The sequence below is a fragment of the Haemophilus haemolyticus genome (genome assembly GCF_003351405.1).
Taxonomy (GTDB): Bacteria; Pseudomonadota; Gammaproteobacteria; order Enterobacterales; family Pasteurellaceae; genus Haemophilus; species Haemophilus haemolyticus_N.
Genome location: NZ_CP031240.1, coordinates 1,466,597 through 1,481,383, shown reverse-complemented (window position 1 = coordinate 1,481,383; position 14,787 = coordinate 1,466,597). Strand labels below are relative to the sequence as shown.

Genomic DNA, 14,787 nt, shown 5'->3' with positions numbered 1-14,787 from the left:
CAGAATAAGACCAGAACAACCGTAGCGCTCCATAGTTAATCAAAAAAACTATGACAGTGTCGCCCCTTTCAAGTACGCCACCAACCAAACAAAACGACTTTTGTTTGATTTCGGCAATCATTCCTTTCTTTTTTCTTCATCGTTATCCACTCTGAAAAAATACTTATAATGATTGCACCTCTACTTTTGTAGTGATTCAAGAGATTACCGTAAAAAAATCCAAATGCCAACAGGTTTTATAAAATTTTTTATTAGATTGAATTAAAAATATAAAAAATAAACAAAAAGAAATTTAAAGATATATACCTGCTCCGACCATTTATTTAAAATAGATATTTACAATAAATATTATTTTCCCTATTATTAAATAAGTTTTCCACACACAAGATTATTTTATCGAGGTTTATTATGAGCGAATTAGCAAAAGGTTTAACAAATCTTCGTAGTTTACGTGCGGCGGTACGCGAATTAACTTTAGAACAAGCGGAAAGTGCTCTTGAGAAATTACAAACAGCTGTTGAAGAGAAACGTGCTAATGAAGCAGAATTAATTAAAGCAGAAACAGAGCGAAAAGAACGTTTAGCTAAATATAAAGAATTAATGGAAAAAGAAGGTATTACACCTGAAGAATTACAAGAGATCTTTGGTACTGCAGCAACATCTGCTAGAGCAAAACGTCCACCTCGCCCAGCAAAATATGCCTTTATTGATGAAAATGGCGAGCGTAAAACATGGACTGGCCAAGGTCGCACACCACGCCCAATTCAAAATGAATTGAATTCTGGTAAATCATTATCTGATTTCGAAATTTAATTTTTCTATTTGAAACTAGAACCCATTTTTATGGGTTCTATTTTTTTATCTAAACGTATCACACAACATTATGATCGAAAAAAAAATATTACTCACCGATTGTCCCGATGATAAAGGCTTAATAGCTAAAATAACCAACATTTGTTACAAACATCAACTAAACATTCTGCATAATAATGAATTCGTAGATTTTGAAACCAAACATTTCTTTATGCGTACAGAATTGGAAGGTATTTTTAACGAAGATACTTTATTAGAAGATCTAAAATATAGCTTACCCGAAGGAACACATTGTCGATTAATTGGTACACAACGTAAACGAATTGTTATTTTAGTCACCAAAGAAGCTCACTGTCTCGGCGATATTTTAATGAAAAATTATTATGGTGCGCTTGATGTAGAAATTGCTGCAGTGATCGGCAACCATGATAATTTACGCGAACTCGTTGAGCGTTTTAATATTCCGTTTCATTTGGTTAGTCATGAAGGCTTAACTCGTATTGAGCACGATAAATTATTAGCTAAAAACATTGATGAATACACGCCAGATTATATTGTCCTCGCTAAATATATGCGTGTATTAAATCCTGAATTTGTCGCTCGTTATCCAAATCGAGTGATTAATATTCACCATTCATTTTTACCTGCTTTCATTGGTGCCAAGCCTTATCAACAAGCCTATGAACGAGGTGTAAAAATTATCGGTGCAACAGCGCATTTCATTAATAATGAATTGGATCAAGGCCCGATTATTATGCAAAATGTCATTAATGTTGATCATACTTATAATGCTGAAGCAATGATGCGTGCTGGTCGTGATGTGGAAAAAACAGTGTTAAGTCGCGCCCTTGATCTTGCTTTACACGATAGAATTTTCGTTTATAAAAATAAAACGGTGGTGTTGTAGTGAAAAAAATCACCCTTGCGCCAATAAGTGCGGTTGAAGGAACAATTAATTTACCAGGTTCTAAAAGTTTATCGAACCGAGCATTACTTTTAGCCGCCTTAGCTAAAGGCACAACAAAAGTAACCAATTTATTAGATAGCGATGATATTCGACATATGCTTAACGCCCTAAAAGCGTTAGGTGTACGCTACCAACTTTCTGATGACAAAACTATTTGTGAAATAGAGGGATTAGGCGGAGCATTCAATATACAGAACAATCTTTCACTCTTTCTTGGCAATGCGGGGACGGCAATGCGTCCTCTAACCGCTGCGCTTTGCTTAAAAGGTACCTCCGAAGTTGAAATCATCTTAACGGGTGACCCTCGTATGAAAGAGCGTCCAATACTCCATTTAGTCGATGCTTTACGCCAAGCGGGTGCAGATATTCGCTACTTAGAAAATGAAGGTTATCCTCCACTCGCAATTCGCAACAAAGGAATAAAAGGTGGAAATGTCAAAATTGATGGCTCTATTTCATCCCAATTTTTAACCGCACTTTTAATGTCTGCGCCACTTGCAGAAAATGACACCGAAATCGAAATTATCGGTGAACTAGTCTCTAAACCCTATATTGACATCACCCTTGCAATGATGCGAGATTTTGGTGTTCACGTTGAAAACCATCACTACCAAAAATTTCAAGTTAAGGGAAATCAATCCTACATTTCACCTGGAAAATATTTGGTAGAAGGCGATGCCTCATCGGCATCTTACTTTCTCGCAGCTGGTGCCATTAAAGGAAAAGTAAAAGTAACGGGAATTGGTAAAAACTCTATTCAAGGCGATCGTTTATTTGCTGATGTTTTAGAAAAAATGGGAGCAAAAATCACTTGGGGAGAGGATTTTATTCAAGCCGAACGTGATGAATTGCATGGCATTGATATGGATATGAACCACATTCCAGATGCCGCAATGACGATTGCGACCACTGCTCTTTTTGCTAAAGGGGAAACCGTCATTCGAAATATTTATAACTGGCGTGTGAAAGAAACAGATCGTTTAACGGCAGTAGCAACCGAATTACGTAAAGTCGGTGCAGAAGTCGAAGAAGGTGAAGATTTTATTCGTATTCAACCACTTGCACTCAATCAGTTTAAACATGCTGATATTGAAACTTATAACGATCACCGCATGGCAATGTGTTTTTCTCTAATCGCTCTGTCCAATACACCAGTAACAATTTTAGATCCCAAATGTACTGCCAAAACCTTTCCAAAATTCTTTAGTGAATTTGAGAAAATTTGCTTAAGAGGTTAAATTAAAAAAGTGCGGTAAATTTCAAAAAAGTTTTCAAAATTAACCGCACTTTCATTCCATTCTAAAAAATCCTAAATAAAGATTATTTATACCGTCTTTTCACCGCACTTTTATCTTGCTCACGTAATCGTTCTAGTTTTTCCTTAATCTGAATTTCCATACCTCTATTCGTCGGAAAATAATATTGAGTGTCTTTTAATTCAGGCGGGAAATAATTTTCACCTGCCGCATAAGCGTTAGGTTCATCGTGAGCATAACGATATTCAGCACCATAGCCAAGTTCTTTCATTAAATTAGTTGGCGCATTGCGTAAATGTGGTGGAACATCGTAATCTGGCAAATCTTTCGCTTGCTGTTTTGCGGTGTTAAATGCGGTATAAACGGCATTACTTTTTGGCGCTACCGCTAGATAGATAATGGCTTGGGCAATGGCTCGCTCCCCTTCATAAGCCCCCACGCGAGTAAAGCAATCCCATGCAGCCAATGCGACTTGCATAGCACGAGGATCTGCATTTCCCACATCTTCTGAAGCAATGGCAAGTAATCGGCGCGCGACATATAAAGGGTCTCCCCCTGCTGTTAAAATTCGTGCATACCAATACAGAGCAGCATCTGGTGCAGAACCTCTGACAGATTTATGTAGCGCAGAAATTAAATCGTAGAAACGATCACCTTGTTTATCAAATCTTGCTTGGCGTTCGCCTAAGACTTCTTTTAATAAAGTGCGGTCAATTTTCTTTCCATTTTCTGTTCCATCCGCCATATCCACCATTAATTCGAGACTATTCAAGGCTAATCGCGCATCCCCATTAACATATTCGGCAAGAACTTGTAGTAAATTCTCTTCTAAAATTAGCCGCTCTTTACCCAATCCTCGTTCAGGATCTTCTACAGCTTGCTGCAAAACTTGTTCAATTTCAGTCGTTGTGAGTGATTTCAGCACATACACTCGGGCACGAGAAAGCAACGCATTATTTAGCTCAAAAGAGGGATTTTCTGTTGTCGCCCCAATAAAAATAATAGTTCCGTCTTCAATATGTGGCAGAAAAGCATCTTGCTGGCTTTTATTAAAACGATGGACTTCATCCACAAATAAGATAGTTTTACGATCCGCAAGACGATTTTGTTTTGCACGATCAATCGCCTCACGAATTTCTTTGATACCACTCGTCACCGCAGAAATTCGCTCAACTTCTGCATTAATACGTTGCGCTATAATTTCTGCGAGCGTTGTTTTTCCCGTACCTGGTGGCCCCCAGAAAATCATAGAATGAATATGCCCAGCTTGAATAGCTTTACGCAGTGGCTTACCCTCACCAATAAGATGAGTTTGCCCAAAATACTGCTCTAGACTCTTTGGACGCATCTTGGCTGCCAGTGGACGAAAATCATTTTCGGCAAAATCAAAATTGAGGTTCGACATTTTTATTTCTCACAAAATTGAAGGGCGTATTTCTACGCCCTTATTTAAAATAATCATTTATTATTTTTTACGTTGGTCATCCACTTCAACGCCTTTTTCTGGCTTGAATTGGAACAAACTGTCAGATAAGGTTTGATTCGTAATATTACGTAAAACATAAAGATTGGTTTGCCCATCTTTCTCGGTCGTACTGAAATTTCTTAATACGCCATTGGCATCGACGCGAATATCAAATTGCTTGATATTACTTTTTGAAGATTTGGGTTTCAATACGAAAGTATCCACTTGTTGCATAACCGAATATTGATCCCAATGGCTTTTATCATTACTTGTAAGCAACACGAAAGGCGTGTTATTTACCGCATCTTTAACCCATTGTGCGGTCACTTGTTGAACAAATGGATCGTAGAACCATAAGGTTTTACCATCAGAAATAATCTGGGTTTCTTGAGGAGTTTTAGTATCCATACGGAATAAATTTGGGCGTTTAATTTGAAGTTTTCCACTTCCTTGTTGAACATTTTTGCCACTTCCAGAAGTCACTGTTTGCACAAATTCTGCGCTTAATACATCAACTTTAGCTAAACGCATTTGCAATTCATTTGCCGCATCAGCCAATGCCAAATTACTCAAACCAAGTAAGGCAAGTGCGGCAAATTTTAACGTTGTTTTTTTCATTTTACTTTCCTTTTAAATTAGTAGTCCGGACGACGCGATAAAATCTCACGCTTACCATTTTGCATTGGGCTAACAATCCCTTGTTCTTCCATTTGATCCATAATACGCGCTGCTCGGTTAAAGCCTACGCTGAATTTACGTTGAATAGAAGATACTGAAGTTGTACCGGTATTAATAACAAAATCCATTACTTCATCAAAGAGTGGATCTAATTCTCCACTGCTTGATATTCCTTTTTCTGAGCTTTCCTCATCGTCAGCGCTTTCTAAAATGCCATCGATATAATCAGGTTTACCACGTGCTCGCCAATCATCCGCAATACGAATAACTTCATCATCACTCATAAAGGCACCATGAACACGAACCAAATCCGATGAACCTTGTCCTGAATAAAGCATATCACCACGACCTAAAAGCGCCTCTGCCCCTCCTTGATCTAGAATAGTACGTGAGTCAATTTTACTTGCAACGGTAAAGGCAATACGACTTGGGATATTCGCTTTAATTAAACCTGTAATCACATCGACAGAAGGACGTTGTGTCGCTAAAATTAAATGGATACCGATAGCTCGCGCTTTTTGTGCCAAGCGAGCAATAAGTTCTTCAATTTGCTTACCCGCTACCATCATTAAATCAGCAAACTCATCGACAATAACCACAATATAACTCAATTTTTTCAACGCAGGTGGCATTGCATCCATTGTATCACCAGGTCGCCAAATTGGGTTTGGAATAGGCATTCCCATTGCTTCGTATTCATCGATTTTTTCGTTAAAACCTTCAATATTGCGTACACGTAGAGCAGAAAGCAACTGATAACGGCGTTCCATTTCATCTACACACCAACGCAACGCATTAGCGGCTTTTTTCATATCTGTTACAACAGGCGTTAGCAAATGCGGAATATCATTATAAACTGAAAGTTCGACGACTTTAGGATCGATCATGATGAATTTCACATCTTCTGGCTGAACACGATAAAGTAAACTTAAAATCATCGTATTCACTCCAACAGACTTACCTGATCCCGTTGAGCCAGCAACTAATAAATGTGGCATTTTCGCTAAATCAACAATCACTGCCTTTCCGCTAATATCTTTACCTAAAGCCATTGGCAAAGTAGCATGAGTATCACGGAATTCGCTGCTATCTAACACGTCACGTAATGGCACCATTTGACGATGAAGATTAGGTGTTTCAATACCAATATAAGGCTTGCCAGGAATAGCCTCTGCCACACGAATCGAACGGAACATTAATGCACGCGCCAAATCGGTATCAATACTCGTTACTTTTGACGCTTTCACCCCTGGTTGTAATTCTAATTCATAGCGAGTGACAACTGGGCCAACAAGCACATCTTTTACAGTCGCTTTCACATTAAAATTACGTAATTGTTGCTCTATACGTTGGGACGTTTCCAAAACTTCTTCTTGTGTAATATTTTGTTCTACCGCCGGATGTTTCGATAATAACTCTAAACTTGGCAATGGCGTACTAGGCTTTTCACGTTTAGTTGTTTGCTGTTGGAATGCTGGATGAATCAAGCTGCTACTATAATCTTTATAGTTAGGTGATTCCTCTTGATTTTTGTCTAATTGAACATCCCTTATATCATCCTGTAAGGATACGTTAAATTTTAGTTCATCATCACCTAAACTGACTTTTTCATCAGCTTGAACATCAAAATTATTATCCGCCATTTCCGTATTCAAGGATTCATTAATTGGTTTTAATGAAACCTTTGGCATTTCATCATTTGTAAGCAAGGACACCTTAGTAAAATCATCCTCACTTTGATTCATTGAGACATCATCCTGAACAGCAGGCTTTATCGGTTTATTCCACACTGGCACAAAATCATTTTTACTTACCGTTTGTCCATGCGCGTCGCTCGATAAATTCACGCTAGGTAATGCTTCAGATTCAAACTCAAGAGAAAACTGAGGTTTTACACTCTCTTCAGGAGAAACTTCATATTCTGATTTAATCGAGACCTCTGGGTTTAAACCATGAATATTAATTAAATGCGAAGGATGCCCAACAGAGTTGTCTTCAACCTCTAAAGATGATTTTTGGGCTTCAATCTCACCATTTTGTTCTACATTAAGATTAATTTGATTTAGATTTTCTGTTTCTGAACTATCTGATTTTACAATCACGATTTGCTCTAATTCTTCCGTTGTTTTTTCTTGCTCAACACGTTCTTCCTGTTCATTTTTCATTGTCAACCAATGATAAAAGGCTACAATCAATCGAATTAATGAGGCGCCAGAGCAAAAAATAAAACCGATTAAAGCAAATATAAAACCAATTAAAACCGCTCCGAATTTACCTAATGCTGGATAAAGCCAATTTACAACAAGTGAACCGCCTACAACTCCACCACTTAAATAAAAGGCATTGCTTTGCAAAAGCAACATACTCATCACGCAAAGCCCAATAATCAGCATTGTAAAGCCAAAACTACGTAAAATAATTCGAGTACAGGAAAGATTTTTAACTGCTTTTATTTTCAATAAATAGACAGGTACAAAAAAAGCCGTAAAAGGAATTACGTGGGCAACATAACCTAAGAAAACAAAAGAAAGATCGATAATCCACGCACCAAATGCGCCGACTTTATTAATTGTTTCACCATGCGCACCAGCCGTTGCCCAAGAATTATCAAGCGGAGTATAACTTGACCAAGCAACAATTAAATAAAGCCCGAAAAGTGCGGTCAATCCAAGCAAAAGTTCAGCTAAATACTGTCTGGGCGTAAATCGTTCTGTTATTTGTTTAATCATATTATTTCAATACAAGGAAATTAGTTTGTTTTACTTCTTCCATCACAACATAAGTGCGAGTGTCATTTACGCCAGGTAAGCGCAATAATGTCGTTCCCAGCAATTTTCGGTATTCAGCCATGTCGGCAACACGAGTTTTTAATAAATAGTCAAAATCGCCCGATACCAAATGGCATTCTTGAATTTCTTCCAACTCTTGAATCGCAGCATTAAATTCCTCAAATACGTCAGGTTTTCCTCGAACTAACGTAATTTCCACGATCACAAGCAAAGGCGCTTCCAATAATTCAGGATTCAACAATGCACGATATCCCATAATTACGCCTTGTTTTTCTAAACGTTTAACACGTTCTAAACAAGGCGTGGGTGAAAGCCCTACTTTTTTCGACAAATCAATATTAGAAATTTTACCGTTGCGTTGTAATTCATTAAGAATTTTTATATCAATCGCATCCAGTGCTTTATTCAGTTTTTTTTCCATTTTCTTATTTTTCTTTGAATAAAAAGTATGTTTATTTTAACAAATTTTGCTAACGTTTTCAGTACAACGGCCATAGATAATTCATTTCCATTAAGTCTATTAATTATCTCTAATGGAAGTATTTAGAAATTATCCAATACAGCTAGCGCATCGGAAAGTTTCTTCACCGTAAAAACTTGCATATTTTCGACCGCACTTTTCGGTTTGTTGCCAAAAGGAACAATAGCACGTTTAAAGCCATGCTTTGCCGCTTCACTAATACGTTCTTGTCCACTTGGCACAGGACGAATTTCTCCAGCTAATCCCACCTCACCAAAAATCACTAAATCTTGTGGCAAAGGACGATTACGGAAACTAGAAATTAATGCAAGCAACAAAGCCAAATCCGCACTTGTTTCACTCACTTTTACACCACCCACAACATTGACAAAGACATCTTGGTCAGCCATTTGTAAGCCCCCATGTCGATGTAACACCGCCAATAATAGTGCTAAGCGATTTTGCTCTAATCCCACCGCAACACGACGAGGATTCGCTAACATTGAATGATCCACTAGAGCCTGAATTTCAACTAAAAGAGGGCGTGTTCCTTCCCAAAGTACCATAACAGAGCTGCCCGATGTAATCTCATCCCCGCGACTTAAAAAGATTGCCGATGGATTTTTTACTTCTCGCAAGCCTTGCTCGGTCATACCAAATACACCTAATTCATTCACCGCACCAAAACGGTTTTTATGACTACGTAAAGTACGATAGCGAGAATCGGCTTCGCCTTCTAATAGTAATGAACAGTCAATCGCATGCTCTAACACTTTCGGCCCTGCAAGGGTTCCGTCTTTCGTTACATGCCCCACCATAATAATGGCAACTTGGCGGGTTTTCGCATAACGAGTGAGGAAAGAAGCACATTCTCGCACTTGAGCTACACTTCCTGGCGATGATTGAATATCTGCCAAATGCATTACTTGGATCGAATCCACAACTATAATTTGCGGTTTTAACTGATCCGCCAAATTACAAATCTGTTCCACAGAGGTTTCTGACAACATTTTTAATTGATCGTTTGGCAATCCTAATCGACTTGCACGCATCGCAACCTGTTGTAGTGATTCCTCTCCCGTCACATAAAGTGCGGTCATGTTTTTCGCTAAACCACACATGACTTGTAATAACAATGTACTTTTCCCTGCACCAGGATGCCCACCAATTAAAATCGCACTGCCTGGTACAATCCCACCACCCAGTACGCGATCTAATTCATTAAAACCACTGGAAAAACGTGGTGTTTCTTGCAAACTAATTTCAGAGAGCGTTCGAATTTTTGCCTGAGTTTCACCTGCGTAGCCGCTAAAACGATCATTTTTTGATTTTGCCGTGGAAATTAACCGCACTTCGGTAATTGTATTCCACGCTTTACAAGCCGAGCATTGCCCTTGCCAACGAGAAAACTCCGCACCACAATCGTTACATACATAAGCTGTTTTCGGGGCTTTAGCCATTTTTTATCCTTCTCATCCTTTAACCGAGTATTCGTATACCTAGGACTAAATATCGTTATATTGTTCAGAGCAAGCTTACATAATGCCTAGAAACATAGCTTACCCATTTGCACGGTTGATTCGCATTATGCCGAGAATCTCATTAATTTGATCATTCGCTCAAAATAAACTCGACTTTTCAAAAGTGCGGTCAATTTTTCAATAGTTTTTTCATTTTCTTTCGTTTCACTATGAAAACGAATCAAATCACGGATTTCAGCAAAAATTTTCTGATTGCTTTCTAACAAAGCTGGTAAGAGCGTTTCTTTTTGTTTTTCTGTTGCCACCGCTTCTAGGATTTTTCCATTTTCATCATAATAATGATAAAGATTAAAAAATGCCCCAACTCGCTCCACTGTTTTCATAAAATCTTGGCTAAAAAGTGCGGGAGAAAAGGATAAAGTTTCTTCCAAAAGTTTCTGTTCCATTTTCAACACGGAATTAAATTTTGCACAAAAATCTACCGCACTTTCTTCTCGTTCTTCTTTTAAGAAATCACGCCATTTATTTAACCAATCTGTTAAAAATTGTTTTGAACCCAGCAAATAACCACGCTTTGCTTTACTTGCGCTACTAAAATAAATATCTCTTTCGAAAGGCAAAGTTTCCACAAAATCAAAAAGATCCTGCACATTGCCAGATTTCAATTCAAACTCAATTTCACAAATCGATTGCTCAGATTCGCCTGCAATAATTTTGCCTTGATCAAAAGCCACTTCAATTTTGGATTGTTGAAATTCAACTAACCAAAAAGTGCGGTTAAAATCTGTGGAGAAAATAGGTTGTAGTGTAGAACTAGGTAATTGTTCAAAAGGATAAAGCTCTCTTAATTGGGCATTAGTTGGCGTTTCTTTTTCGGTTAATGATAAATTATATTCTGGGCGACTATGCAATCCACCAACAACTTCGCCGTTGGTTTTAAGCGTTAATGTAAGTTCTTGATCTTCTTGACGAATTCGTAATCCCATCTTTTGTTTAGCAAGGAAATGATCAGGATAATCATAATAAGTATTACTCAAAAATAAATCTCGATGATCTAAAATCGTAAATTTTGCAAGATATTGTGGCAATTCAATACTGATTTGTGGCGAGATCGCCAATTTTAATTCAATTTCTTGTAGCATAATATTCCTTACTCAAATTAACTGTTTGAATATACAATACAATAAAAATAAATCAAGATTTTTGTGGTGTTTTACTTTACATATTAAACAGCTATAAATGAATTTATATTTATTGTGCAGTATTTTTCTATAATTAAAATATAGGAAATTATAAATGAAAGGTTATTCAAATAATTATGTGACAAATTTTCATTATATGAAATTGAATAAATTGGAAATCAAATATTTAGATTTATAACTGAAAGGTTTCATTTAAGCGGAGAATATGATTCGAACTGTTCTCAAATCTATATTGAAAAGATTTGGATAATATATGGAAAATACTAACCAAGAAAAAATTAGGTGAAAAAGTCATCTTTTTCACCTATCTAACATTTTGTGAGTTTTTCTATACAAAATTTATCCCTCTTTCGGATAAAGCACTTCAGCATTAATCCAATTCACCCAAGTGTTTTCCAATAATGGAATTAAGGGGGTGCTATCTTCAACTACGGTATTCAAGGCAGATAATACCTCTTCTAAAGACGAAGGTTGTTCTTGTATATAACTTAATAGCCAAAAGTCAAGTTCAGATAAGCGTTGTTGCAGAATATTAAAATCGCTATCCCGCCATATAACAGCTTGCATAGGTTTTTTATCAAATTGTTTAAAATCGCTTGATAAAAAATCGACTTCATAGCTTTTTAAATAAGCTGCATCAGATAACTGCATTACGCTATACTTATTCCACTCAAATTTTGCAGGTACTTTTGCTAAAGAAACTTCTGCAAGTAATTGAGTATTTTCAAAATCCATCAATGCCAGTATATTGGCATCAAAACTCTCTTTTTCTTGACAAAATAAGAGAAATTCTCCAGCAATATCTTGAAAATAAGGAGAATGTGATTTTCCTGTTAATACAAACATTTCTTTTATCTGAGACCAACTCTCAGCAGAAACGTGTTTAGGCGCTTCAACAAAACAACGGTCAATAAAACCAAAGATGTTATTTCGAACTAAACGAGCATAAACAGCAAGGCGATTCGGAGCATAACCATTTAGAGGTTGAGCATTAGCCAATCGAACTGCTGTGGCAAGTGCTTTTTGTGTTTCAATAAGCAAAGGTTTAGGCTGCATAGGATATTACCTCTTTTTGAGCATATTTTTGCTGTAGTTGTGCAATATGTTCAACTTCAGCATAAAGTTCTGCAAATGGAGGGAAATTGAAATCACGCTCTAATAATGTTGGCGGAATGGCAGGTAGTCGTTGATAGGCATATTCTAATAAATCCCACACAGTACCTTTTACTGCCTCACCGTGCGTATCAATTAATAACTCTGGTAAATAGCGATATGCCCCTTTTATTTTATTAAATGATTCTCCTTCTAAATCCTCCACAACTTGTGCTGCAGAATGTTCTTCGTCGTGTCCTGCAATATGAATGTAATTGACACGTTTCACATCTACTTGATCTAAAAAAACATAAGGATCAAGTAAACCGTGATTGACGCCATTTACATAAATATTATTCACATCTAAATGAATACCACAATCTGCTTCTTGTGCAATAGCATTTAAAAATTCTACTTCATTCATTGTGCTGGTGGGAGAGTGTAGATAATAAGAGGTGTTTTCTAATGAAATTTGTAATCCTAAAAAATCTTGCACATAGCGGATTCTCTGTGCTACGTGTTTTACAGCTTCTTCAGTAAATGGCATAGGTAATAAATCATATAAATGCCCTTCACATTCACAATAACTCAAATGTTCAGAAAAAAATGTCGAATTATATTGAGTCATTAATGCTTTAGTATTTTTTAATAACTCGCGATCAAGTGGTGCTTGCCCGCCTAATGAAAGTGATAGTCCGTGTACCGCAAGTGGATATCTTTCAGCGGCTTGATCAAATTTATAACGAGCAGCTCCTCCCATTTTTACCCAATTTTCTGGAGCAACTTCCATAAACTGAATCGCATTATTTGATGATAAATTCAAAAAATCATCCGCTAAATCTCGACGATACCCTAATCCTGCACCTTGTAACATAATTATTTACTCCTTTTAATACAACACTGGTGTAAATTTACACCAGTGCTATGTATGGCATCTAGATTAAAATACGATTATTTAGAACCGCATTTACCTTCACCACATTTACCTTCTGCAGCTTTTGGTTGGCTCGCACCGCATTTACCTTCACCACATTTACCTTCTGCAGCTTTTGTTTTCACACATTTATCACCCACACAAGGTGTTGCAGTTTTATCTGTACTGCTTGATTTTGACTCAGCGTGTGCAACAGTAGCTACTGTCATCGTTAATGCTCCTGCTAATGCGGCTAAAGTGGATAATTTTTTCATTTAAATCTCCTAGAGTTTGATCTTGAATATATAGTTAGAGGAATTTCAACCAGCTTTTAGTTGGATAAACCTTCTTAATAAGCGTGTCTAAAGAGAGTTTCCCTGCTCCCTGCGTAATTAAGATTAATAAAGTTACCACATAAATTAATGGTAATTTATAACCATTATCACAAACGTTATAACCTGAATCAGCATGAATACTATACCACGCAACAGAGATTAAAATCGTTAAACCTAATGCACTAAAACGAGTTAGTACTCCGAATATTAGCAAGAAAGGGAGAATTAATTCTGACCCCATTGCAATGTGCCAATTAATATCAGCAGGAATAAGATTAAACGGAAAAGGAAAACGATCTTGTATTTCAGTAAACCAATTTTGACCATTCCATTTTTCTAACCCTGCCTCTAAAAATTCCCACGCAAGAAAAAAGCGTAAAATCAATAAACTCACGCTGCTGCTGATACCTTGCATCTTACAATCCTTCATTTTTTACCTTTCAAATTTTCTCGCTTTTAAAGCGAAAAGTGTATTGGGTCACTTATCTTACCACACTAGGAAATATTACCCAGTTATTTAGTTAGTCGAAGATAAACCTTTTTTCTTACAAATTTTTTTGAAAAATTTTAAATATCAACAAAAATCGGGTAATATGCGCACGAATTTTTAACCCCTTATGGAGTAAATCACTTATGGCAATGAATAATATTCTCGGATTATTTGCCCATTCGCCTTTAAAACCATTGCAAAAGCATTCGGAAAAAGTCACTGAATGTAGCGATCTTTTAATTCCTTTTTTTGAAACCACCTTCTCAAAGGATTGGGAAAAAGCGGAAGAAAAACGCTTAGAAATCTCTCAGCGTGAACGTGAAGCGGATAGTTTGAAACGTGAGATTCGTTTGAAATTGCCACGTGGTTTATTCTTACCTATCGATCGTACTGATCTCTTAGAATTAGTCACGCAACAAGATAAGTTAGCAAATTTTGCTAAAGATATTGCAGGCCGTATGATTGGGCGTCAATTTGGTATTCCTGAAGAAATGCAGGAAGAATTCTTACGTTACGTAAAACGTAGTTTAGATGCTATTCATCAAGCTCATCGAGTAATCGAAGAAATGGATCAACTTTTAGAAACTGGTTTTAAAGGTCGTGAACTAAAATTAGTTAACGATATGATTCAAGAACTCGATGCAATTGAAGATGATACCGACCAAATGCAGATCAAATTGCGTAAAATGCTTTACACCATCGAAAGCCGTTATAACCCTATTGATGTGATGTTCTTATATAAAATTATTGAATGGGTTGGCGTACTAGCTGACCAAGCACAACGTGTTGGCTCACGCATTGAATTAATGCTGGCGCGTTCATAATCAACAAAACATAGGAAATTAA

The 14,787-nt window shown here is 36.9% G+C and carries 14 protein-coding genes and 1 riboswitch; of the genes, 4 read left to right on the top strand and 10 right to left on the bottom strand.

Annotated elements, in window-relative coordinates:
* Positions 1 to 14: 14 nt before the first annotated feature.
* A riboswitch (Lysine riboswitch) is annotated at positions 15 to 191 on the bottom strand.
* A gap of 217 nt (positions 192 to 408) precedes the next feature.
* From DV427_RS07310 to aroA, 3 genes are all read left to right on the top strand, one after another.
* Positions 409 to 813 carry an H-NS histone family protein gene (locus tag DV427_RS07310; RefSeq protein ID WP_114891842.1) on the top strand — a complete coding sequence of 135 codons (405 nt, stop codon included), beginning with the start codon at positions 409 to 411 and terminating at the stop codon, positions 811 to 813.
* Positions 814 to 883: 70 nt separating this feature from the next.
* On the top strand, positions 884 to 1,720 hold the full coding sequence (gene purU, locus DV427_RS07305) for a formyltetrahydrofolate deformylase (RefSeq protein WP_114891841.1): 837 nt from the start codon (positions 884 to 886) through the stop codon (positions 1,718 to 1,720).
* Positions 1,720 to 3,018 carry a 3-phosphoshikimate 1-carboxyvinyltransferase gene (gene aroA, locus DV427_RS07300; protein WP_114891840.1) on the top strand — a complete coding sequence of 433 codons (1,299 nt, stop codon included), beginning with the start codon at positions 1,720 to 1,722 and terminating at the stop codon, positions 3,016 to 3,018. Before purU ends, aroA begins: the two co-directional genes overlap by 1 nt.
* Positions 3,019 to 3,100: 82 nt before the next feature.
* Here aroA and DV427_RS07295 read toward each other — a convergent pair whose 3' ends face one another.
* The 10 genes from DV427_RS07295 to DV427_RS07250 form a co-directional block, all read right to left on the bottom strand.
* A complete protein-coding gene (locus tag DV427_RS07295) occupies positions 3,101 to 4,441 on the bottom strand; it encodes a replication-associated recombination protein A (RefSeq protein ID WP_114891839.1) in 1,341 nt (446 codons plus the stop codon).
* 60 nt (positions 4,442 to 4,501) lie between these two features.
* Entirely contained in the window at positions 4,502 to 5,119 is a 618-nt protein-coding gene (lolA, locus tag DV427_RS07290; protein ID WP_114891838.1) for an outer membrane lipoprotein periplasmic chaperone LolA, read from the bottom strand.
* Between the two features lie 17 nt (positions 5,120 to 5,136).
* Complete coding sequence (locus DV427_RS07285; protein WP_114891837.1) at positions 5,137 to 7,908, bottom strand: DNA translocase FtsK; 2,772 nt, start codon at positions 7,906 to 7,908, stop codon at positions 5,137 to 5,139.
* Position 7,909: 1 nt separating this feature from the next.
* On the bottom strand, positions 7,910 to 8,389 hold the full coding sequence (gene lrp / locus DV427_RS07280) for a leucine-responsive transcriptional regulator Lrp (RefSeq protein WP_005633718.1): 480 nt from the start codon (positions 8,387 to 8,389) through the stop codon (positions 7,910 to 7,912).
* A 122-nt stretch (positions 8,390 to 8,511) separates the two neighbouring features.
* The gene (gene radA, locus DV427_RS07275) at positions 8,512 to 9,888 is read right to left on the bottom strand and encodes a DNA repair protein RadA (RefSeq protein WP_114891836.1); all 1,377 of its coding nucleotides are present in this window, start codon (positions 9,886 to 9,888) and stop codon (positions 8,512 to 8,514) included.
* 125 nt (positions 9,889 to 10,013) lie between these two features.
* Positions 10,014 to 11,051 (bottom strand): CYTH domain-containing protein, encoded by a 1,038-nt coding sequence (locus DV427_RS07270; protein ID WP_114891835.1) that lies wholly within the window; start codon positions 11,049 to 11,051, stop codon positions 10,014 to 10,016.
* A 399-nt stretch (positions 11,052 to 11,450) separates the two neighbouring features.
* A complete protein-coding gene (locus DV427_RS07265; RefSeq protein ID WP_114891834.1) occupies positions 11,451 to 12,167 on the bottom strand; it encodes an HvfC family RiPP maturation protein in 717 nt (238 codons plus the stop codon).
* On the bottom strand, positions 12,157 to 13,077 hold the full coding sequence (locus DV427_RS07260) for an HvfB family MNIO-type RiPP peptide maturase (RefSeq protein WP_109427031.1): 921 nt from the start codon (positions 13,075 to 13,077) through the stop codon (positions 12,157 to 12,159). Before DV427_RS07260 ends, DV427_RS07265 begins: the two co-directional genes overlap by 11 nt.
* A gap of 77 nt (positions 13,078 to 13,154) precedes the next feature.
* Positions 13,155 to 13,391 carry an oxazolone/thioamide-modified RiPP metallophore HvfA gene (gene hvfA / locus DV427_RS07255; protein ID WP_114891833.1) on the bottom strand — a complete coding sequence of 79 codons (237 nt, stop codon included), beginning with the start codon at positions 13,389 to 13,391 and terminating at the stop codon, positions 13,155 to 13,157.
* Between the two features lie 34 nt (positions 13,392 to 13,425).
* Entirely contained in the window at positions 13,426 to 13,866 is a 441-nt protein-coding gene (locus DV427_RS07250) for an HvfX family Cu-binding RiPP maturation protein (protein ID WP_114891832.1), read from the bottom strand.
* A gap of 218 nt (positions 13,867 to 14,084) precedes the next feature.
* Between DV427_RS07250 and DV427_RS07245 the strand changes: the two genes are divergently transcribed.
* Positions 14,085 to 14,765, top strand: coding sequence for a TIGR00153 family protein (locus DV427_RS07245; protein ID WP_114891831.1), 681 nt, complete (start codon positions 14,085 to 14,087; stop codon positions 14,763 to 14,765).
* Positions 14,766 to 14,787: the final 22 nt, after the last annotated feature.

What these genes read in the sequence shown, in the direction of transcription:
- DV427_RS07310 (WP_114891842.1), top strand. Translation starts at nt 409, where the DNA reads ATGAGCGAATTAGCAAAAGGTTTAACAAATCTTCGTAGTTTACGTGCG.
- purU (WP_114891841.1), top strand. Translation starts at nt 884, where the DNA reads ATGATCGAAAAAAAAATATTACTCACCGATTGTCCCGATGATAAAGGC.
- DV427_RS07295 (WP_114891839.1), bottom strand. Translation starts at nt 4,441, where the DNA reads ATGTCGAACCTCAATTTTGATTTTGCCGAAAATGATTTTCGTCCACTG.
- lolA (WP_114891838.1), bottom strand. Translation starts at nt 5,119, where the DNA reads ATGAAAAAAACAACGTTAAAATTTGCCGCACTTGCCTTACTTGGTTTG.
- DV427_RS07285 (WP_114891837.1), bottom strand. Translation starts at nt 7,908, where the DNA reads ATGATTAAACAAATAACAGAACGATTTACGCCCAGACAGTATTTAGCT.
- lrp (WP_005633718.1), bottom strand. Translation starts at nt 8,389, where the DNA reads ATGGAAAAAAAACTGAATAAAGCACTGGATGCGATTGATATAAAAATT.
- radA (WP_114891836.1), bottom strand. Translation starts at nt 9,888, where the DNA reads ATGGCTAAAGCCCCGAAAACAGCTTATGTATGTAACGATTGTGGTGCG.
- DV427_RS07270 (WP_114891835.1), bottom strand. Translation starts at nt 11,051, where the DNA reads ATGCTACAAGAAATTGAATTAAAATTGGCGATCTCGCCACAAATCAGT.
- DV427_RS07265 (WP_114891834.1), bottom strand. Translation starts at nt 12,167, where the DNA reads ATGCAGCCTAAACCTTTGCTTATTGAAACACAAAAAGCACTTGCCACA.
- DV427_RS07260 (WP_109427031.1), bottom strand. Translation starts at nt 13,077, where the DNA reads ATGTTACAAGGTGCAGGATTAGGGTATCGTCGAGATTTAGCGGATGAT.
- hvfA (WP_114891833.1), bottom strand. Translation starts at nt 13,391, where the DNA reads ATGAAAAAATTATCCACTTTAGCCGCATTAGCAGGAGCATTAACGATG.
- DV427_RS07250 (WP_114891832.1), bottom strand. Translation starts at nt 13,866, where the DNA reads ATGCAAGGTATCAGCAGCAGCGTGAGTTTATTGATTTTACGCTTTTTT.
- DV427_RS07245 (WP_114891831.1), top strand. Translation starts at nt 14,085, where the DNA reads ATGGCAATGAATAATATTCTCGGATTATTTGCCCATTCGCCTTTAAAA.